At 38.9% G+C, this 18,117-nt stretch carries 11 protein-coding genes; 5 read left to right on the forward strand and 6 right to left on the reverse strand.

What is annotated here, in order from left to right; translation table 11 throughout:
* Window positions 1-6 precede the first annotated feature (6 nt).
* From Q4600_RS02710 to Q4600_RS02725, 4 genes are all read right to left on the reverse strand, one after another.
* Window positions 7-2,259 carry an EAL domain-containing protein gene (locus Q4600_RS02710; protein ID WP_303514441.1) on the reverse strand — a complete coding sequence of 751 codons (2,253 nt, stop codon included), beginning with the start codon at window positions 2,257-2,259 and terminating at the stop codon, window positions 7-9.
* A gap of 345 nt (window positions 2,260-2,604) precedes the next feature.
* Window positions 2,605-3,822: an RsmB/NOP family class I SAM-dependent RNA methyltransferase gene (locus Q4600_RS02715; RefSeq protein ID WP_303514438.1), complete on the reverse strand. Its 1,218-nt coding sequence runs from the start codon at window positions 3,820-3,822 to the stop codon at window positions 2,605-2,607.
* 183 nt (window positions 3,823-4,005) lie between these two features.
* Window positions 4,006-5,271, reverse strand: a complete 1,266-nt coding sequence (locus tag Q4600_RS02720) for a sugar MFS transporter (protein ID WP_102526197.1) — start codon at window positions 5,269-5,271, stop codon at window positions 4,006-4,008.
* Window positions 5,272-5,383: 112 nt separating this feature from the next.
* On the reverse strand, window positions 5,384-7,012 hold the full coding sequence (locus tag Q4600_RS02725) for an alpha-glucosidase family protein (RefSeq protein WP_303514434.1): 1,629 nt from the start codon (window positions 7,010-7,012) through the stop codon (window positions 5,384-5,386).
* A gap of 500 nt (window positions 7,013-7,512) precedes the next feature.
* Between Q4600_RS02725 and Q4600_RS02730 the strand changes: the two genes are divergently transcribed.
* The 4 genes from Q4600_RS02730 to Q4600_RS02745 all read left to right on the forward strand — a co-directional run bounded on the left by Q4600_RS02730 (window position 7,513) and on the right by Q4600_RS02745 (window position 15,934).
* Complete coding sequence (locus tag Q4600_RS02730; RefSeq protein ID WP_303514431.1) at window positions 7,513-10,251, forward strand: TonB-dependent receptor; 2,739 nt, start codon at window positions 7,513-7,515, stop codon at window positions 10,249-10,251.
* A 97-nt stretch (window positions 10,252-10,348) separates the two neighbouring features.
* Window positions 10,349-11,824 (forward strand): tryptophan halogenase family protein, encoded by a 1,476-nt coding sequence (locus Q4600_RS02735; protein WP_303514428.1) that lies wholly within the window; start codon window positions 10,349-10,351, stop codon window positions 11,822-11,824.
* Between the two features lie 115 nt (window positions 11,825-11,939).
* Window positions 11,940-13,790, forward strand: coding sequence for a glycoside hydrolase family 13 protein (locus tag Q4600_RS02740; RefSeq protein ID WP_368502416.1), 1,851 nt, complete (start codon window positions 11,940-11,942; stop codon window positions 13,788-13,790).
* Between the two features lie 62 nt (window positions 13,791-13,852).
* Entirely contained in the window at window positions 13,853-15,934 is a 2,082-nt protein-coding gene (locus tag Q4600_RS02745; RefSeq protein ID WP_303514425.1) for an alpha-amylase family protein, read from the forward strand.
* 124 nt (window positions 15,935-16,058) lie between these two features.
* On the opposite strand, the gene Q4600_RS02750 is transcribed toward Q4600_RS02745, so the two are convergent.
* Window positions 16,059-16,739 (reverse strand): molecular chaperone, encoded by a 681-nt coding sequence (locus tag Q4600_RS02750; RefSeq protein WP_303514422.1) that lies wholly within the window; start codon window positions 16,737-16,739, stop codon window positions 16,059-16,061.
* Window positions 16,740-16,921: 182 nt separating this feature from the next.
* On the opposite strand from Q4600_RS02750, the gene Q4600_RS02755 reads away from it, so the two are divergent.
* Window positions 16,922-17,365: a hypothetical protein gene (locus Q4600_RS02755; RefSeq protein WP_303514419.1), complete on the forward strand. Its 444-nt coding sequence runs from the start codon at window positions 16,922-16,924 to the stop codon at window positions 17,363-17,365.
* 194 nt (window positions 17,366-17,559) lie between these two features.
* Here Q4600_RS02755 and Q4600_RS02760 read toward each other — a convergent pair whose 3' ends face one another.
* Window positions 17,560-18,102, reverse strand: a complete 543-nt coding sequence (locus Q4600_RS02760) for a 4Fe-4S dicluster domain-containing protein (RefSeq protein ID WP_102526205.1) — start codon at window positions 18,100-18,102, stop codon at window positions 17,560-17,562.
* Window positions 18,103-18,117: the final 15 nt, after the last annotated feature.

Genomic DNA, 18,117 nt, shown 5'->3' on the forward strand with positions numbered 1-18,117 from the left:
CTTAAGTCATGAATTATTCTGGCTAATCAAGTCGAAGAATGCTTGCTGCGGCATAGGTTTGTAAAAAAAGTAACCTTGTATAGCATCAACTTTATTATTTTTTACGAAATCCAATTGTTCCTGGGTCTCTACCCCTTCCGCCGTTACCGCAAGTTCTAATGCATTACTCATGCTTGCAATCGCTTCAACAAGTGCCCTATGACGGGGTCCTTGTTCAATTTTTTGGATAAAAGCCTTATCAATCTTAATTTGATCCACAGGAAAATTGGCAAGGTAGGATAACGATGAGTAACCAGTACCAAAATCATCTACCGAAATTTTTATCCCGCAACTTCTTAGTTGATTCAATAGACTCTCAATATTCTGGTGCTGATCCATCATCAATGATTCGGTAATTTCAAGCGTCAGCAATGATAATGGGAAGTCAGACTCTGTTTGTTGGTCCATGAACTCTTCAAAACACTGGAGAAACTGTTTTTGCAAATCGTCAGTTAAAAATTCACAAGTAGAGACATTTACTGATAATGCAATCGGTTCACCCTGTCGCCAGCACTCTGCAATGATCTTTAATGCCTGTTGTCTTACCCATTTACCAATAGGAACAATCAGCCCTGACTGCTCTGCGATTGGGATAAACTCTTCAGGAGATATAAATTCACCATTTAATTGCCAGCGTAATAGAATTTCAGCCTTTTCTATTTTCGAGGTTTTGGCTGAAACAATAGGCTGAAAATACAGTTCAAATGCTTCTTCGTTTAACGCTTTATTGAGTTCCATTTGCAGGTAAGCGGTACGTTCAGCATTTTTTTGCATTTCTTTATTAAAGAATTGATAGCTGTTACGACCTTTCAATTTAACGTCATACATTGCTTGGCTAGCAAAATTGATCAGTGACTCAACAATGGTTGAGTCTTCAGGGTAACGCGCAATACCAATACTCATCGACGGATGTATTTGCTGCTGCTCAATAATCACAACTTCCGTAACTGATTGGTTAATCTGTTTCGCGAGTGCGATAAGTTCATTATCGGTGATTAGACCTGGGATAAATAAACCAAATTCATCACCGGCGATTCTTGCTAGCATACTATTGGATGGCGAAATTAAACTTAAACGGTCTGACACTTCTTTAAGCAAAAAGTCACCATTTTCATGACCTAAGCTGTCGTTAATTAACTTAAAGTTATCTATGTCCATTAGCAGCACACTACAAGCAATATTATTTTGTTTTGTGCGTTCATGCTGCCAAACATAATCATATATTTTATCTAAAAAACATCTTCGGTTAGCAAGGCTGGTTAATGCATCATTATTAGCTTGAAAGTGAATCAGTTTATTCGCACTTTTATGTTCGCTAATATCTGTTATTAACCAAGAAAAACAATTTTGCTCACCATGATAATCTCTGAACGTCGTCACCGTGACTTCAGCATCAAATGTTTGGCCATTTCTTTTATAACCAACCAACTCCCCTTGCCACGTGTTGCCTCTTGTTAAATTTTTAAGCATCGAGCTTAATGCTTTTTCATCAGATCTTTCAAAAAAGACTTCTGGCTCAAAAACAGATTTGTCCGCAGTAAAATCTCGAGTAATGGTTTTGAACATTGGATTTACAAGTAATAAGGAATGGGAATCTGTTGTGATCACTAAGCCCATAGGTAACTTACTAAATATTCGACTGGTTAGTTGTTGTAAGTGTAAAGCCTGGCTACGCTCTATTGATAAACTGGCTAACTTTGCCGCTTCTTGAATTAATTCGAGATCTAATGCTGAGGGAGATTTCTTGGTATCATAATACATGGCAAACGTTCCTAAAACGTCACCATTTGAATCAATAATAGGCTCTGACCAACAGGCCTTTAGTCCCGCTTTGAGGGGTAATTCTTTAAAGGCTGCCCAATTAGGAGAGGTTTCAATATCCTCAACAATAACCCTCTTACCAGTGGCAGCTGCTGCGCCACATGAACCAATCTCAGGGCCAATTTCAACCCCATGAATAGCTTGGTTGTACTCTTCTGGCAAACTAGGTGCTGCGCCATTAAGTAAACGCTTTTTATCATTACTGATTAATAAAACCGAGGCTTTGGTACCTATTTTTTGTGCTTCAATGGATAAAACTAAAGAATGGAGTATTTCGCGAAGTGGTGAGCCTTCCAGTACCATAGATAAAATCGTGCTATAACGCTCAATGCTTGAAGAGCGATGTGTTAAAACATCGCTACTCACAAAATCATTCACTTTATACTGCGCGCTATCCATAGAGCTCCTACGATTTAAAAAACTAGTGCGAACTGTTTATGACAGTTTGACTGCATCATATATATTATGAAGATTATGCATATTTAAAGATAAAATCAACAAAAGCATTACAAGTGACCAACAAGTGTACTCTTTGCAAAAAGGACAAACATTTGATTAATCTGGTTTGAATGAGAATTAGCTATTTTTATGCTCTAAAAATAACAAAAGCAGTATTGTCTGCTGATAATACTGCTTTTAATGATGTGTTTATCGTTAGATTTTATTTGAAACAATTCTTTAGAATTTTACTGAGTACTTACTCCAAGATAACTGAAAATATTCAAACAACAACTAACTCAAAAGTTAGGCTTCGCTTACACGTTCCATACGGGCTAAATAAAAACCATCAAAACCATGTTCTGAAACCAAAATTTCTTCATCATCGATTAATTTAAAATGAGGATTTGCAGCAATAAATGCATCAACTTGGTTACGGTTTTCATCCGGCATAATCGAGCAAGTTGCGTACACAAGCATCCCACCGACTTTCACCATACGGCTGTAGCTTTGTAAAATATCTTTTTGTAGCTCAATTAATACCGGCAGGCGTTCTGGCGTGTCACGCCATTTTGAATCTGGATTACGTTTAAGCACTCCAAGACCAGAACAAGGCACATCAAGTAGCACTCGATCTGCGGTAAGTTTTAAGCGTTTAATGGTTTTACTGCTGGCAATAATGCGTGTCTCAACATTATGCGCACCGGCTCTACGAGCACGAGTCTTTAAATTGTCGAGTTTCCACTGCTCAACATCCATCGCTAACAAACGGCCTTTACCTTTCATTTGCGCTGCAATATGTAATGTCTTACCACCTGCCCCTGCACATGCATCTACAACTCGCATACCCGGTTTTGCATCAACAGCGGCTGCGACAAGTTGTGAGCCAGCGTCTTGCTGCTCAAAGTAACCTTCTTTAAATGCTTTGGTTTTAAATAAAGCAGAGTCAGAGCGAACTTCAAGGGCACTTTCTACCCCTTCAACTTCTGCTGTTGCGACTAATTCTTTGGTTAAACGTTGCTTTAATTCTTCTCTAGTCCCTTTTAAAGAATTAGCTCGGATATAACGTTTAGGTACTGCTGCTAACGCTGCTCTTTCTGCTGGCCATTTATCACCTAATTGCTCAGCACCTAAAGTATCTAACCACTCAGGACAACCGTCCCATAATGCTGGCTGCGTTTTAGCTTCTGCGATACGCGCGGCAAAATCATCTGCATCAACTTGTAATGCATATTCCATCTTAGGTAATTCAAGTTCATGGAATAAATGCCATCCATTGAGTAACTTTGACCCCATTCTTTCGATATCATCTGCTTTCATATCAACTAAGTAGCAATATAAATTAAAACGACGAAGAATATCACCCGTTACTGTAGTGATACGGGCAAGTTCTGCAGGCGGAAATTGCATACCAGAAAAGTTGTGAGAATATGCTCTGTCTAATGGTTTACCATCAGTTAACACCATGGTTAGCACATCAATTACCAGTTCAGATGAACTGCCAGAAAGTGGGAAAGTCAGCATTGGGGATCTCACAGAGTAAAGAAAAAGAAGTTAATACAGAAAAGCGATTGGATCATAGGAGCTAACGGACGCTAGCGCAAGTGTAGATTCTTATAAATCAGCGCTAAAATCCAATAAACTAAAAACAAAAAGCAGCCAACTGACTGCTTTCGTATAAGCACAGATGATTACAGGCCCTAAAGATTAGATTCTTGAGCCTTTAGCACCATAAAATATAATGAATGCATAACAAACCACTGGCAAAATAAATGCAGGTTGTATTCCCATACTGTCGGCCATCACACCTTGCAATAAAGGAATGATTGCACCACCAACAATAGCAAGGCAAAGCACACCGCTGCCCTGTGAAGTATGAGGCCCAAGATCTCTTAATGCTAAACTGAAAATCGTTGGGAACATAATCGAGTTAAATAAACCTACTGCCAAAATCGCATACATCGCTACTTGACCACTGGTGTACATTGCAACTAACACTAATGCAGCCGCCATCAGGCCATTAAAAGCCAGCACTTTACCAGCAGAAATCTTTTGCATCACAGCGGAGCCAATAAAGCGTCCAACCATAGCTCCGCCCCAGTAATAAGTAATGTATTTAGCAGCATCGGCTTCTTTAAGTCCTACAATATGCTCTTCGCCTAAAAAGTTAACTAAAAAACTACCAATTGATACTTCTGCGCCAACATAAACAAAAATACCGATAGCTCCCAAGACTAAATGAGTGCTTTGTAGTGCACTGCTTTTGCCTTTATAAGTCACTTCACCTGTTGAATCTGGTTCAACATGTGCTTCAATCACCGGCAGTTTAAGTTTCGCGAATATCACGGCTAACACCGCTAAAGTAGCAGCAAGAAACAAGTACGGCATTTTAACGACTTCGGCTTCTGCTTGTGCATGGCTTAATTCACCCACTGCGCCAGTGGCAACTGACAGAATTAAGATTGCGCCAAAGTATGGCGCAACTGTTGTACCTAAAGCATTAAAAGCCTGGGTTAAATTAAGGCGGCTTGATGCCGTTTCTTCACTACCCAGCGCATTAACGTATGGATTGGCAGCGACTTGTAAAATAGTAATACCCGACGCCAGCACAAATAGTGCCCCTAAAAACAATCCGTAAACAGCAAAATCAGCAGCAGGATAAAACAACGCGCAACCAAAACTAGCAATAACAAGCCCTGTGACAATCCCGCGCTGATAACCCAATTTTTTAACGAGTTTTCCAGCAGGGAGAGACACTAAAAAGTAAGCACCAAAGAAACAAAATTGAATCAACATTGCTTCGGTATAACTTAATGAAAATACTGCTTTTAAATGCGGAATAAGGATGTCATTTAAGCAAGTAATAAAACCCCACATAAAAAATAATGATGTGAGCGATACGAGTGCAAAACGATATTTCCCATCGCCTGAATGGCTGACGGTTGCGGTTCCGCTTGAAATTGTTGAGGCCATAATTTAGGTACTCTTGTTATTGTATTAAGAAACTTATACTGAGTTATCGGCTTGAATAATGAGTCAAGCTTATAAACTAAAACAGCAACCCGAAGGTTGCTGTAATATCAACTTAGTCGATGATGGCAAAAAAGCTATTAAACCCATCAAAATTTAGCACACTGTCATTAACGAGTTCAGCGCTTGCTAAGCCATGATTATCAATAACTTGTTTAATATTAAGGTTTGAAACATCAAACTGGTTAGTGGTATTTGCCAGGTTAAACACCACTAACAAAGTTTGAGTTTCAAAATGACGTGTAAAAGCTAAAACAGGCTCATCAGTATCGATAAATTTAATGTCGCCTGCCACTAATGCTGGGTATTGTTTGCGCCATGCCAAAAAGTGACGATAGGCATTCAATGTAGAATCAGTATCATTTTCCTGAGCATCAACCGATAAAGCTTTATGTTCGTCAGGTATCGGTAGCCAAGGTTTGTTAGCTTCGCTAAAGCCTGCTTGAAGATGATCTTTTACCCAAGGAATAGGCGTTCTACAGCCATCACGTCCTTTGAACATCGGCCAAAAGGCGATACCGAATGGATCTTGTAGTTGTTCAAACTCAATCGGGGCTTCTGTTAATCCCAGCTCTTCCCCTTGATAGCTGCAAACACTGCCACGTAATGAACACAGTAAGCCATTTAGCATCTTAACAAGATCTGAATTGGTTTCACCTTTGCCCCAACGAGTTGCAACCCGCTGTACATCGTGGTTCCCAATAGCCCAACATGGCCAGCCGTCGCCAATGCTGGCTTCTAGCTCTTCTACGGTTTGACGTATATAAGCAGCGCTAAAATCGTTAGTTAATAATTCAAAGCTATAAGCCATATGTAAGCGTTCGTCACCTTGAGTATATTCAGCCATCGTCGCCAAAGAATCTTCAGATGACACTTCACCTAACGTCACTGCACCAGGATATTTATTGATTAAGGCACGTAAATCTTCAATAAAACCTACGGTTTGTGGTCGAGTATTATTGAAATAGTGATATTGGTAAGCGTACGGATTATCTTCACTAAAACCACGACCTTGACGCTGATCTTTTGGTTTCGCTGGGTTATCACGTAACTGTTCGTCGTGGTAACAGAACGTAATCGCATCTAACCTAAAACCATCGACGCCCTTTTTCAGCCAGAACTCAACGTTATCTAATACCGCAGCCCTTACTTCAGGATTGTGAAAATTTAAATCTGGTTGGCTTTTTAAGAAGTTGTGTAAATAGTATTGTTGACGACGTGGCTCCCACTCCCAAGCGCAACCACCAAATATGGCTAACCAATTATTTGGTGCAGTCCCATCTTCTTGCGGATCAGCCCATACATACCAATCTGCTTTATCGTTATCGCGGCTTAATTTGCTTTGCTTAAACCAAGCGTGCTCGTCAGAGGTATGGCTTAACACCTGATCGATAACAACTTTAATGTTTAGCTTATGTGCTTTAGCAATAAGATCGTCAAAGTCTTGCATTGTGCCAAACATAGGATCAACGTCGAGGTAATCACTGATGTCATAGCCAAAGTCTTTCATTGGTGATTTAAAGAATGGCGAAATCCAAATAGCATCGACGTTCAAACTAGCAATGTAATCAAGTTTAGTAATGATCCCTTGTAGATCCCCTACTCCATCTCCATTGGAATCCATTAAGCTTCGTGGATATACCTGATATATCACTCCGCCACGCCACCATGATAACTGACTCATCGCACACCCTCTGTAATAAGCGAATTAACTACAAAACAACCTTGCTACAGTTAACTCTTTGTTGCGACCCAGTAACAGGCCGTCGTTATTATTTAATTGACTCGAGGATACGTGAATATGGAAATGAGGTTCAATAGAGCTGCATACGTATGCAAAGAATTAATACATTTTTCAAAAATACACACTAGAGGGTTTAGTGCTATAATTCAGTCACTTAAATAGTCGACAACATGACTTTCGAATGTTAATTAAAAGTAAAAAAAAGGTCTTTTTTTGCCTATCCAATCTTTGAATACGTATGCATAACGTTGTCGAGCAAAGAATGCTAGGAGTAGTATCTTCACTGTTCCGCAACAAAACGGAAATATACCTCAGCGCTTATGCAGTCAATTAAGCAAGCTGAAGAAAAATACTATAAAGACTGTAATTATAAATAATAGAAATCTAACAGCTCTACCTTACTTATAAGAGCTGTTGGCCATTCAGAAGGGGAAAGATGGATGTCGCTATTTAAACCAAGCTTACTGACGTTAGCAATGGTTGCTGCCAGTACAAGCATGTACGGCTACGCAGCTGAAGCAGAAGATACTGTTACTGCAGATGAATCAATTGAAGTACTAAAAGTCACCGGTATTCGCCGTAGCTTGCAAAAGTCACAATCACTAAAGATGTCTAATTCATCAATAGTTGAAGCAATATCTTCAGAAGACATCGGTAAACTTCCCGATGTTTCTATTGCAGAGTCATTAGCTCGCCTTCCTGGTATTGCAGCTCAACGCCTTGATGGTCGTGCCAATGTTGTTTCAATCCGTGGCTTAGGCCCTGATTTCACGATGGCTACATTAAATGGACGTGAACAAGCTTCTATTAATGATAACCGTGGTGTTGAGTTTGACCAATACCCTTCTGAATTACTCGATACAGTAGTTGTTTATAAAACGCCTGATGCTTCACTAATGTCACAAGCCATTGGCGGTACTGTAGATATGCAGACAATTAGCCCTCTTCGTCATGGTGAGCGAACAGTCGCTATGAACTTACGTGCAGAAAGCAATGATCTAGGAGCTTTGAATTCAGGTTCTGAAGATAAAGGTTACCGTGGCAGTATTTCATATATTGATCAGTTTGCTGATGACACCATTGGTATTGCATTAGGTTATTCTAGAATGCAGTCGCCTAACCAAGAAGAACGCTGGAACTCATGGGGTTATCCTGAAGACGCAAATGGAGACAAAGTTTTAGGTGGTGCAAAACCATACGTTCGCTCAAGTGAACTTGAACGTGATGGCGTCATGGCAGTTTTTGAATTTGTCCCGAATGATAATTTACGATCTGTTGTAGATGTTTTTTATACAAAATTCTACGATGAGCAAATCCTACGTGGTATTGAAATCCCTGGTGCTTGGGGTGGCGGATGGGCTAACTCAGGTACTGACTCAATTACGGCTGAAAATGGCCTTGTTACTGAAGGTGTTATCCGTGATGCTGGCGTTTTGATTCGTAACGATGCCAACACTCGTGATGCTGATTCATTATCAATCGGTTGGAATACAGAATACATCATCAATACTAACTGGACCGTAGAAGCTGACATTGCAATGTCAAAAGTTGAACGTACTGATATCGGTATCGAGACTTATGCAGGAACGGGTCGTGGTAATGGAAATGGTGCAACTGAAGATTTGGGCTTTAAATTTAATGGTGAAGGTGGCTACACATTTAATCCGGCATTAGATTATTCAGATCCAAACTTAGTTAGACTTGGTGGTGCATTCAGCTGGGGCCCTGGTAGTATAGATAGCAATATGCAAGATGGCTTTATCAACAAACCTGAAATTGAAGATGAGCTTAAATCACTCCGTTTAGGTTCTACTTATACTTTTGATGACGGTTTCATGCGAAGCATTGAATTTGGTGTCAATTTAACTCAACGTGAAAAGACAAAAGATGATCAAGGTTATTACCTAACTCTAAAAGGTTATGACAAAGATACTGCTCCTGATTATATGATGACAGTACCTGAAAAATACTTACTTGATCCAACATCATTAGCGTTTTTCGGTATGGGAGATGTGTTGTCTTACGATGCACTAGCATTTTATAACGATGGCAACTACAACGAGCTTGATGCTGCAACAGTACAAGTCGACCGTGCTGTAAATTCATGGCAGATAGAAGAGAAAGTCAATACATTCTATGTAAAAGCTGACTTTGAAACTGAAATAGGCGAACTACCTTTAACAGGTAATTTTGGTGTTCAAGCCGTTGATAGTGAGCAAAGCTCTAATGGTACCGCAGCTTCAGTTCAGGATGATGACTCAATTACCTTAACTCCAAGTTATGGTGAAGACTCATACCTAGAATGGTTACCAAGCTTCAACCTCGCGCTTCAAGTTGCTGAAGATCAACGTTTGGTTTTTGCAGCAGCTCGTACATTAAGTCGTGCTCGTATGGATAAAATGAATGCGAATTTAAACTATTCTTACAATGAAAACCCGACTGATGGCGTATACTGGACTGGTTCTGCAGGTAACCCTCAGCTTCGTCCTTGGATGGCTCGTCAATACGATTTAAGCTATGAAAACTACTTCAGTGATCAAGGCTATTTTTCGGTAGCGGTGTATTACAAAGACTTAGAAAACTTCGTATATGATCAAGATGCATTTGTTGATTTCAGCGAAATTCTGCCTGGTGTAGAACCGGGTCAAGAAGCAGGTAAATTTACTACCCCTCAAAATGGTGAAGGTGGTTACGTTCAGGGTATTGAAGCATCAATATCTCTTGATTTTGGTATGTTCGCTGATGTTTTAGAAGGTTTCGGTACTATTCTAAATGGTTCTTACAATGAATCAGAAGTTAAAGAAACTGCAGATAGTGAACCAACGGCTTTACCAGGTCTTTCAGAAAAAACATTCAATGCAACTGTTTACTATGAAAACTCAGGCTTTGAAGCACGAGTGAGCTCTCGTTACCGTAGTGATTTCCTAGGTGAAGTTACTGCGATTAGTTTAAGCAGAGAAAACCAAAATGTTGCAGCTGAAACGGTTGTAGATGCGCAAATTGGTTATGACTTTGGTGAAGGTGGATTTACCACTCTTGAAGGTCTTTCTGTTCAATTTCAAGTTAATAACTTAACAAATGAACCATTCACAACCTACTTTGGTGATGATGCTCGAGAAATTCGTGATTACCAAAACTATGGTCGTAACTATATGTTAGGTGCGAACTACAAGTTCTAATGAAGTAGATAATAAAAAGCCTCTGTATTTACAGGGGCTTTTTTATAGCAATTTATAATACTAATTTAATATTACCAACAGTCTTTGAGGTTTGATAATGACGAGTAAAATTAACGAAATTGTTATTGTAGGTGGTGGTTCTTCTGGATGGATGACTGCAGCTTTGCTTTGCAAGATGTACAAACAAACAATAAAAATTACTCTGGTTGAATCGAGCACTATTGGCAGCATAGGTGTTGGTGAAGCAACAATCCCACCTTTAAAAATTTTCAATGATGTTTTAGGCATTAATGAGAAAGACTTCATTGAAAAGACTCAAGCAAGTATAAAGCTCGGTATTCAATTTGAAAACTGGGGAAAAGAAAATGACGCTTACATGCACGCGTTTGGAGATATAGGTAAAAATATTGGGTATACCGCTTTTCATCATTATTGGTTAGCTAGTAAGCCTAAACCTTCTTCGTTATGGGATTACTCTTTTAACTACCAAGCCGCAATAAACAACAAGTTTGCTGTTAAGCCTCGGATTCATAACGACCAATTATCTGGGTTAACTCATGCCTATCATTTTGATGCAGGTTTATATGCTCAGTTATTACAACAATACTGTCGCGAATCAGGCATCAACCACATAGTAGGTGATATAGAAAAAGTTGAACTCGCAGAAAATGGTTTTATCGCTAACTTAAGACTAAGTTCAGATAAAAAGATTAGTGGTGATTTATTTATAGATTGTTCTGGTTTTGCTGGTCTATTGATTGATAAAGCGCTCGGTGTGGGCTACGAAAGTTACCAACATTGGTTAAAATGCGATAGTGCTTGGGCTGTACCTAGCGAAAAATCCTCGCCAATTATTCCATTTACTCGTTCTATAGCACATGAGTTTGGATGGCAATGGCGCATCCCACTGCAACATAGAACAGGTAATGGTATTGTCTTTTCTTCTAAGTTTATCGATGACGAAACAGCTAAAAAAACGTTATTAGATAATTTAGACACTCGCCCCCTCGCTAAACCCAAGCTCATTCGTTTCACACCTGGTAGAAGAGTTGAGCAATGGCACAAAAACTGTATTTCTATTGGTTTATCTTCAGGTTTTTTAGAACCTCTCGAATCTACAAGTTTACATTTAATTCAAACAGCAATAATTAGACTGACTAAGTTAATGCCAAACGGGCATATCTCCCCTACTTTGATCAGTGAATATAATCGCCAATCAAAATTAGAGTTTGAGCAAATACGAGACTTTATCATTTTGCATTACAAGTTAAATCAACGTGAAAATGGCGATTTATGGAAAGTATCAAGTGCTATGGATATACCAGATACTTTAAAGGAGAAAATTGAGCTATTTGAAGAAACGGGTAATTTATTTCGTCGTGATAATGAGCTATTCACCGAAGAAGCTTGGCTTCAAGTCATGGTCGGTCAAGGTATTTTACCAAAAGATTATAACCCTCTCGCTGAACTTATAAATCAAGAAGACAGAAAGGACTTTTTAACAAACCTAAAAGCTGTTTATCAACACTATTTAGCCGATCTATCAACTCATGAACAATTCTTACAGAGATAATCAAGGAAGTAAGATGATTAAGCATAATAAACTAACTTTCCAGGCAACTAAGCATGATTTGCATTATTCAACAAAGGGTTTGTCACGGTTTAGCCGACTTATCTCACTATTATTTTTGTTAGTATTTATTCCACAAACACATGCAATAAATTTAAAGGTTAAACCAGAATCATGGTGGGCTGATATGGAAAATAGCAGCTTACAAATACTGGTATATGGCGAGAGCATTAGTCAAATGCAGGTTAAGTTAGATCAATCTCAGGGTGTAAAACTAAAGCAAACTCATCAATCAACCAGCCCAAATCACCTTTTCATCGACCTTGATTTGAAAAATGCTCAACCTCAAACCTTACAGTTCGGTCTTTATGATAACGACAAATTTATTCAAAGCTTTGATTACTCAATACAAGCTCGTGAAGTTGGCTCACGTGATAGACAAGGCTTTAGCAACAAAGATGTCATTTATCTCATCACCCCCGATCGTTTCGTTAATGGCAATCCTGATAACGATAATCACCCTAGCATGCTTGAAAGCGTCAATCGCAGCGATAAAGATGGTCGTCATGGCGGCGATATCATGGGAATACGTAAATCGCTACCTTATTTACAAGGCTTAGGTGTCACCCAATTATGGATAAACCCGCTACTAGAAAATAACCAAGCTCAATATTCCTACCATGGTTATTCAACCACTGATTTTTACAACATAGATCCTCGCTTTGGCAGTAATGAAGAATACAAATCATTAGTGGAAGAAGCACAGCAGTTTGGTATTGGGATCATCAAGGATGTCATTGTAAACCATATGGGTTCAGGGCATCGGTGGATGGCTGACTTCCCAACGTCAACCTGGATTAATGGCCAAAAGCAATGGCAACAAAATCCACAAGACATCATCTACACCAGCCATCGCAGAACCACAGTTCAAGGCCCATACGCCATGGCCGATGATAGAGCTGAGTTTGAAAATGGCTGGTTCACTGACACTATGCCTGACATGAATCAAACTGATCCATTTATGGCAACTTACCTTATCCAGAACAGTATTTGGTGGGTGGAATATGCTGGCTTAAGTGGCATTCGCGAAGACACCTACTCATATGCAGACAAGGCATTTTTGACTCGTTGGTCCAAAGCTATCATGGATGAATACCCAAACTTCAATATTGTCGGTGAGGAATGGACTGATAACCCAATTACAGTCAGCTACTGGCAAGCAGGAAAACAAAACGCCGACGGCTATGTATCACACACACCTAGCATGATGGACTTTCCATTGTATGAAGTTCTTATTTCAAGCCTGACAGAAAATGAAGACTGGGGCAGCGGCTTTATAAACTTATATGAAATGCTCGCTAATGATGTGGTTTATGCAAAGCCAACCGACCTAGTGTTATTTGAAGGTAATCATGACACTAATCGCCTTTTCAGTTTAATGAATGATGATATTGCATTGTATAAAATGGCGATGACATATGTAATGACCAGCAACCGAATCCCGCAAATGTTTTATGGCTCTGAAGTATTGATGACTAGCCCGACAAAAGATCGTAATGACGGTCTCGTGCGTGGTGATTTCCCAGGCGGTTGGGCAGATGATGAAGTTAATGTATTAACACAGCAAAACTTATCTGAACTCCAAGCAGATGCATTAGCATTTAATAAAACCTTACTTAATTTTCGAAAAAGTTCATTAGCGCTGCAGCAAGGTGCGTTATCTCACTACGTGCCTAAAGACGGGGTTTATATACAAGCAAGACGTTACAAAGCTGCTAATAGAGATGAAACCGTACTGATAATTTACAATAAAAACGACCAGCCACAGCAACTGGATCTATCTCGTTTTAAAGATGTTATTGGTGACAATAAAAACGGCGAAAATATCTTCTCACAACATTCGTATTCATTAGATAAGTCGCTAACATTAAAAGAGAAAGGTGTCATTATCTTAACGCTATCAAAATAATCTCTTTCCTTTGAGATAACGCAGAATCAACTAAAATTATAACGCTGTCATAAGAGATAACTATGTCGACTTTATTACCAAGCATAAGTTTATTACAAAACACGAATGCATTAACAAACAAGAAATCTTCTATTATAAGATTAAGCATGTGCGCTGCCGCATTATTCATGGTCGGCTGCACTAAGCAGACTCCAGTAGAAAATTCATTAATGGAATCTTCATCGTCAGCTAAAACTGAAAAGGAATTGATGTCTGAGCCTTTGACAGGAAAACCCGTGGTGTACCAAGTCTTCACCCGTTTATACGGTAATACCAACACCACAAATAAGCCTTGGGGAACCATCGCAGAAAATGGTGTGGGTAAATTCAGCGACTTTACCGACATAGCCCTACAAGACATCAAATCTTTAGGCACTACTCACCTTTGGTATACGGGTATTCCGCACCATGCATTAATCAATGACTACACTGAATTTGGTATTAGTAATGACGACCCTGATGTCGTAAAAGGTCGTGCAGGGTCACCTTATGCAGTAAAGGATTACTACAATGTTAATCCCGACTTAGCAGATAACCCACAGCAACGTTTAGCCGAATTTGAAGCATTAATCAAACGAACTCATGATAATGGCATGCAAGTTATTATTGATATTGTGCCGAATCATGTAGCAAGAGATTACCAATCATTAGACGCAAATGATCCGACTCAAGCAGCCCTGTTACCTAAAAATCGTCAGTTTGGCCAAAATGATAATACTCAAGTTGAATACGACAAAAACAATAACTTCTATTATGTGGTTGATTCAGAGTTTGCCGTACCCGACGCCATTAATGGCTATCAGCCGCTAGGAGGTGAACAGCACCCTCTGGCCGATGGCATGTTTGAAGAAAAACCAGCTAAATGGACAGGTAACGGTTCCCGTTTGGCTAAACCTCATGCAAATGATTGGTATGAAACTGTTAAGGTAAATTACGGTGTTAAACCAGACGGCAGTTACGACTTCCCTGCTCTACCAGAACATTTTGCAGACAAAAGTGTTACTGAGCACTATGCATTTTGGCAATCACAAAATGCCGCTGAGATACCAGATTCTTGGATCAAATTTAAAGACATCACACAATATTGGTTAGCTAAAGGCGTTGATGGATTTCGTTATGATATGGCCGAAATGGTGCCCGTCGAGTTTTGGAGTTACTTAAACAGTAATATTAAACATATCAATCCTAATGCATTTCTATTAGCTGAAGTGTATAACCCAAGTCTATATCGCGATTTTATTCATTTAGGAAAAATGGATTATCTGTACGATAAAGTCGATTTATACGACACATTAAAAGACATTATTCATCGCAAAACATCAACCGCACAAATCGCGGTTGATCAAGAAAAAGTGATGGATATTGAACAACATATGCTGCACTTTTTAGAAAACCATGACGAGCAACGTATTCATACTGATGACTTTGCTGGTACATCAGAGGCAGCGTTGCCAGCTATGGTTGTGTCTACAACCATAAGTCGCTCTCCAACCCTTATATATTTTGGTCAAGATGTTGGTGAACAAGGCGCTGAAAATGCAGGCTTTGGACAAGCTACAAGAACCAGTATTTTTGATTATGTGGGCGTTCCAGCACACCAGCGCTGGATGAACAATGGCGCCTTTGATGGCGGTCAATCGTCAGCAAGTGAAAAATCTCTTCGTCTGTATTACCAAACCCTATTAAACCTCAGCCATACCGCCCCTGCACTTACAGGCGAGTATTATGAGCTAGATAGTATAAACCGTTTGAGTGAACAAGCTGAAAATGAAGTTAATAGCTCAACTGATAGTCTCAATGCCAATATCAATATCAATGCCAATAATCAATACAATGACAGCACATTCGCTTTTAGTCGTTATAACGATGAACAATTCATCATTGTGGTTACAAACTTTAGCTCTTCAGATAAGGCATCGTTTACTTTATCGCTACCGACTGAATTAATCAGCGCTGCCAAATTAACTGCTGCTCAATATCAATTAGTCGATTTACTTGACGATAAAAAGCAATCACAACAACTTAGTATCAATCAAGCAGCGGCTGGCACAATCAGCATCAAACTGAATCCACTTGAATCGCAAGTTTTAGCCGTTGATTTATAAGCCTTAACCTCAAGCTTTTATAGTAGATGCTTGGTTTTAAAGACGGGGTAAAAATTAAACTAAAAAGCCAGAACGTCATCCTAAATGACCTTCTGGCTTTTTATCACCCCATCAACAAACAAACTTATTTATATAGCTGAACAGGTTCTACGGTTATCTTGTAATCTTGTTTCAAATCGTCAAGCAAAAGCTGGCTCAAGGTTGCTGCTGCGCGATACAAGCCAGACGTACTGTGTTCATTAACTAACTCAAGAAAACGTCCACTCCAAGGTAATAAGTGCATTTTTAACAGTGTTGCCGTTCGATTAGCTTCTGGGTGCTCACATAACGACTCATTAAAGTCATTTAAGCTGGTATGCTCCTCAGCGTCATCAAGTTCCATACAATGGATCAAAGCCACCAGCATCAGACTAAAATGATCCACTGGTTCATTTTGTTCTAAAGTGAAATTCAACTGGTACTTCTTACAAAACTCCATAAATGCCAATGTCGTTAAGTCAAATAAACGATTTTGCTTATTGAGATACACAGAGCCCCACGGGTATGCAAACTTGCCTTTGGGTCGAATAAATAACCCATTAAAATCTTGTTTTAATTCTACTAAAGGCTGCTCAGTTGCCAGCCTTTTAATCTCATTCAATAAAATTAAAACCGGACCTTGCGAGCTAGTTCTATTTGTTATGAATAATGAGGTATCCAGTTCGGATATCGTTTCCTTTAAATCTTCATCAGGGTTTCTATAAAATATTTCAGCTAAAAGATTAAACATTAACGCCTTAGATTTAACGTTATCAGCATTAGTCATGTTATTTCCTTATTATTTACTTACCTTCATAGTATTTCAGGTTATTATTTATATCTGTGATACGTTCCAATTTATATAAAACAATTAGTACGATTTATTTAATACAGTGACTTAGATCATCATTCTATTTATCAATAACTCGTATGATTATATGATTGCTATTAAACATGTTAGGTAGATTTATGTTAGTGATGAGTTTTAAAGAAAGATGGCGCGCAGCAGAGTTAGCTAGCGCAATAGAAAAAAGCTTGGTGAATGACCCTGTTTGGAAAGCATCATCTAACTCACGAAAGTCTATCGATGACATTAGCAGAAAACTAGCAAGCCTTGTTATCACTGACTTTAGACGAATCGAGCCCTTACCTAAAACGTTAACTGAAGCAGAGTTATTAGGCGCATTTTTTTCTGGTTTCAGTATGCTAATCAATAATAGCGTTAACCAGCAAACCATGACTAAAACAGATTACTCTATCATTGCCTTAGCAAGAGGGTATGCTTTAAATATTGATTTATCACACAACCAAGCGTTATTAGACCATGCAAGTTCTGTTATTCAAGTAGCTAATAACTGGGATAAACATATAAGAAATGTCAATCAACGTCGTAATACTCGCTTCACTGTATAGCGTAATACTAATTAATGACTTGTTATAATGCATTAAATTTTATAAAAATATTAATCATATAACTACGACTTTATAAGAGTTATCTTAATTACACTTGCCTAAATAAAAAGCCAGCATCAGCTGGCTTTTTATTATCACTTATTAAATATAGGCCTAAAGAAATTATACTTTAGGCTTATATAAATTTGATGTTCTTATTCTCTTAATTTAATAAATACTGTGGTTGGCCCAGTCCCTAAGTCTGAATGTCCATCACCTGATAAACTTGCACCTGGTAACGCCATCGCCTCACTGAGATCCATAACATCAAGTACTTGTACTGGACAACCCGATACACAAAAAGGCTTTTCACCAGCATCAAGTTTGTCTTTACACATATCACACTTAGATAGAATCCCCCGCCCAGGGTCTACTTTAGGGGCATCATATGGACATGACATTTTACACATGCCACAACCAATACATGTTGCATCATCGATATAAACAATCCCATCATCACGTTTAAACATAGCGCCAGCAGGACATTTTGCGACACATACTGGCTCTTCGCAATGGTGACAAGATTGGCTTAAGAACACAGCGACATCTCGTCCTTGATTATTCGGTTTCTCACCTTGGCTTACATCACGTAGCGTAATGAATTCATTCATATCTTTACCTGCTTGGCAGGCAACTGTACATGCGTCACAACCTACACAGTTTTCTTGACGAAATACAAAACATTTTTGTTCAGTCATTGATTTATTCCTTAA

This window comes from Shewanella sp. 2_MG-2023, from assembly GCF_030548905.1.
GTDB classification, from domain to species: Bacteria; Pseudomonadota; Gammaproteobacteria; order Enterobacterales; family Shewanellaceae; genus Shewanella; species Shewanella electrodiphila.

Bases quoted from the DNA above. Each gene is read 5' to 3' on its own strand.
- Q4600_RS02710 (WP_303514441.1), bottom strand. From the start codon at position 2,259: ATGGATAGCGCGCAGTATAAAGTGAATGATTTTGTGAGTAGCGATGTT.
- Q4600_RS02715 (WP_303514438.1), bottom strand. From the start codon at position 3,822: ATGCTGACTTTCCCACTTTCTGGCAGTTCATCTGAACTGGTAATTGAT.
- Q4600_RS02720 (WP_102526197.1), bottom strand. From the start codon at position 5,271: ATGGCCTCAACAATTTCAAGCGGAACCGCAACCGTCAGCCATTCAGGC.
- Q4600_RS02725 (WP_303514434.1), bottom strand. From the start codon at position 7,012: ATGAGTCAGTTATCATGGTGGCGTGGCGGAGTGATATATCAGGTATAT.
- Q4600_RS02730 (WP_303514431.1), top strand. From the start codon at position 7,513: ATGTCGCTATTTAAACCAAGCTTACTGACGTTAGCAATGGTTGCTGCC.
- Q4600_RS02735 (WP_303514428.1), top strand. From the start codon at position 10,349: ATGACGAGTAAAATTAACGAAATTGTTATTGTAGGTGGTGGTTCTTCT.
- Q4600_RS02745 (WP_303514425.1), top strand. From the start codon at position 13,853: ATGTCGACTTTATTACCAAGCATAAGTTTATTACAAAACACGAATGCA.
- Q4600_RS02750 (WP_303514422.1), bottom strand. From the start codon at position 16,739: ATGACTAATGCTGATAACGTTAAATCTAAGGCGTTAATGTTTAATCTT.
- Q4600_RS02755 (WP_303514419.1), top strand. From the start codon at position 16,922: ATGTTAGTGATGAGTTTTAAAGAAAGATGGCGCGCAGCAGAGTTAGCT.
- Q4600_RS02760 (WP_102526205.1), bottom strand. From the start codon at position 18,102: ATGACTGAACAAAAATGTTTTGTATTTCGTCAAGAAAACTGTGTAGGT.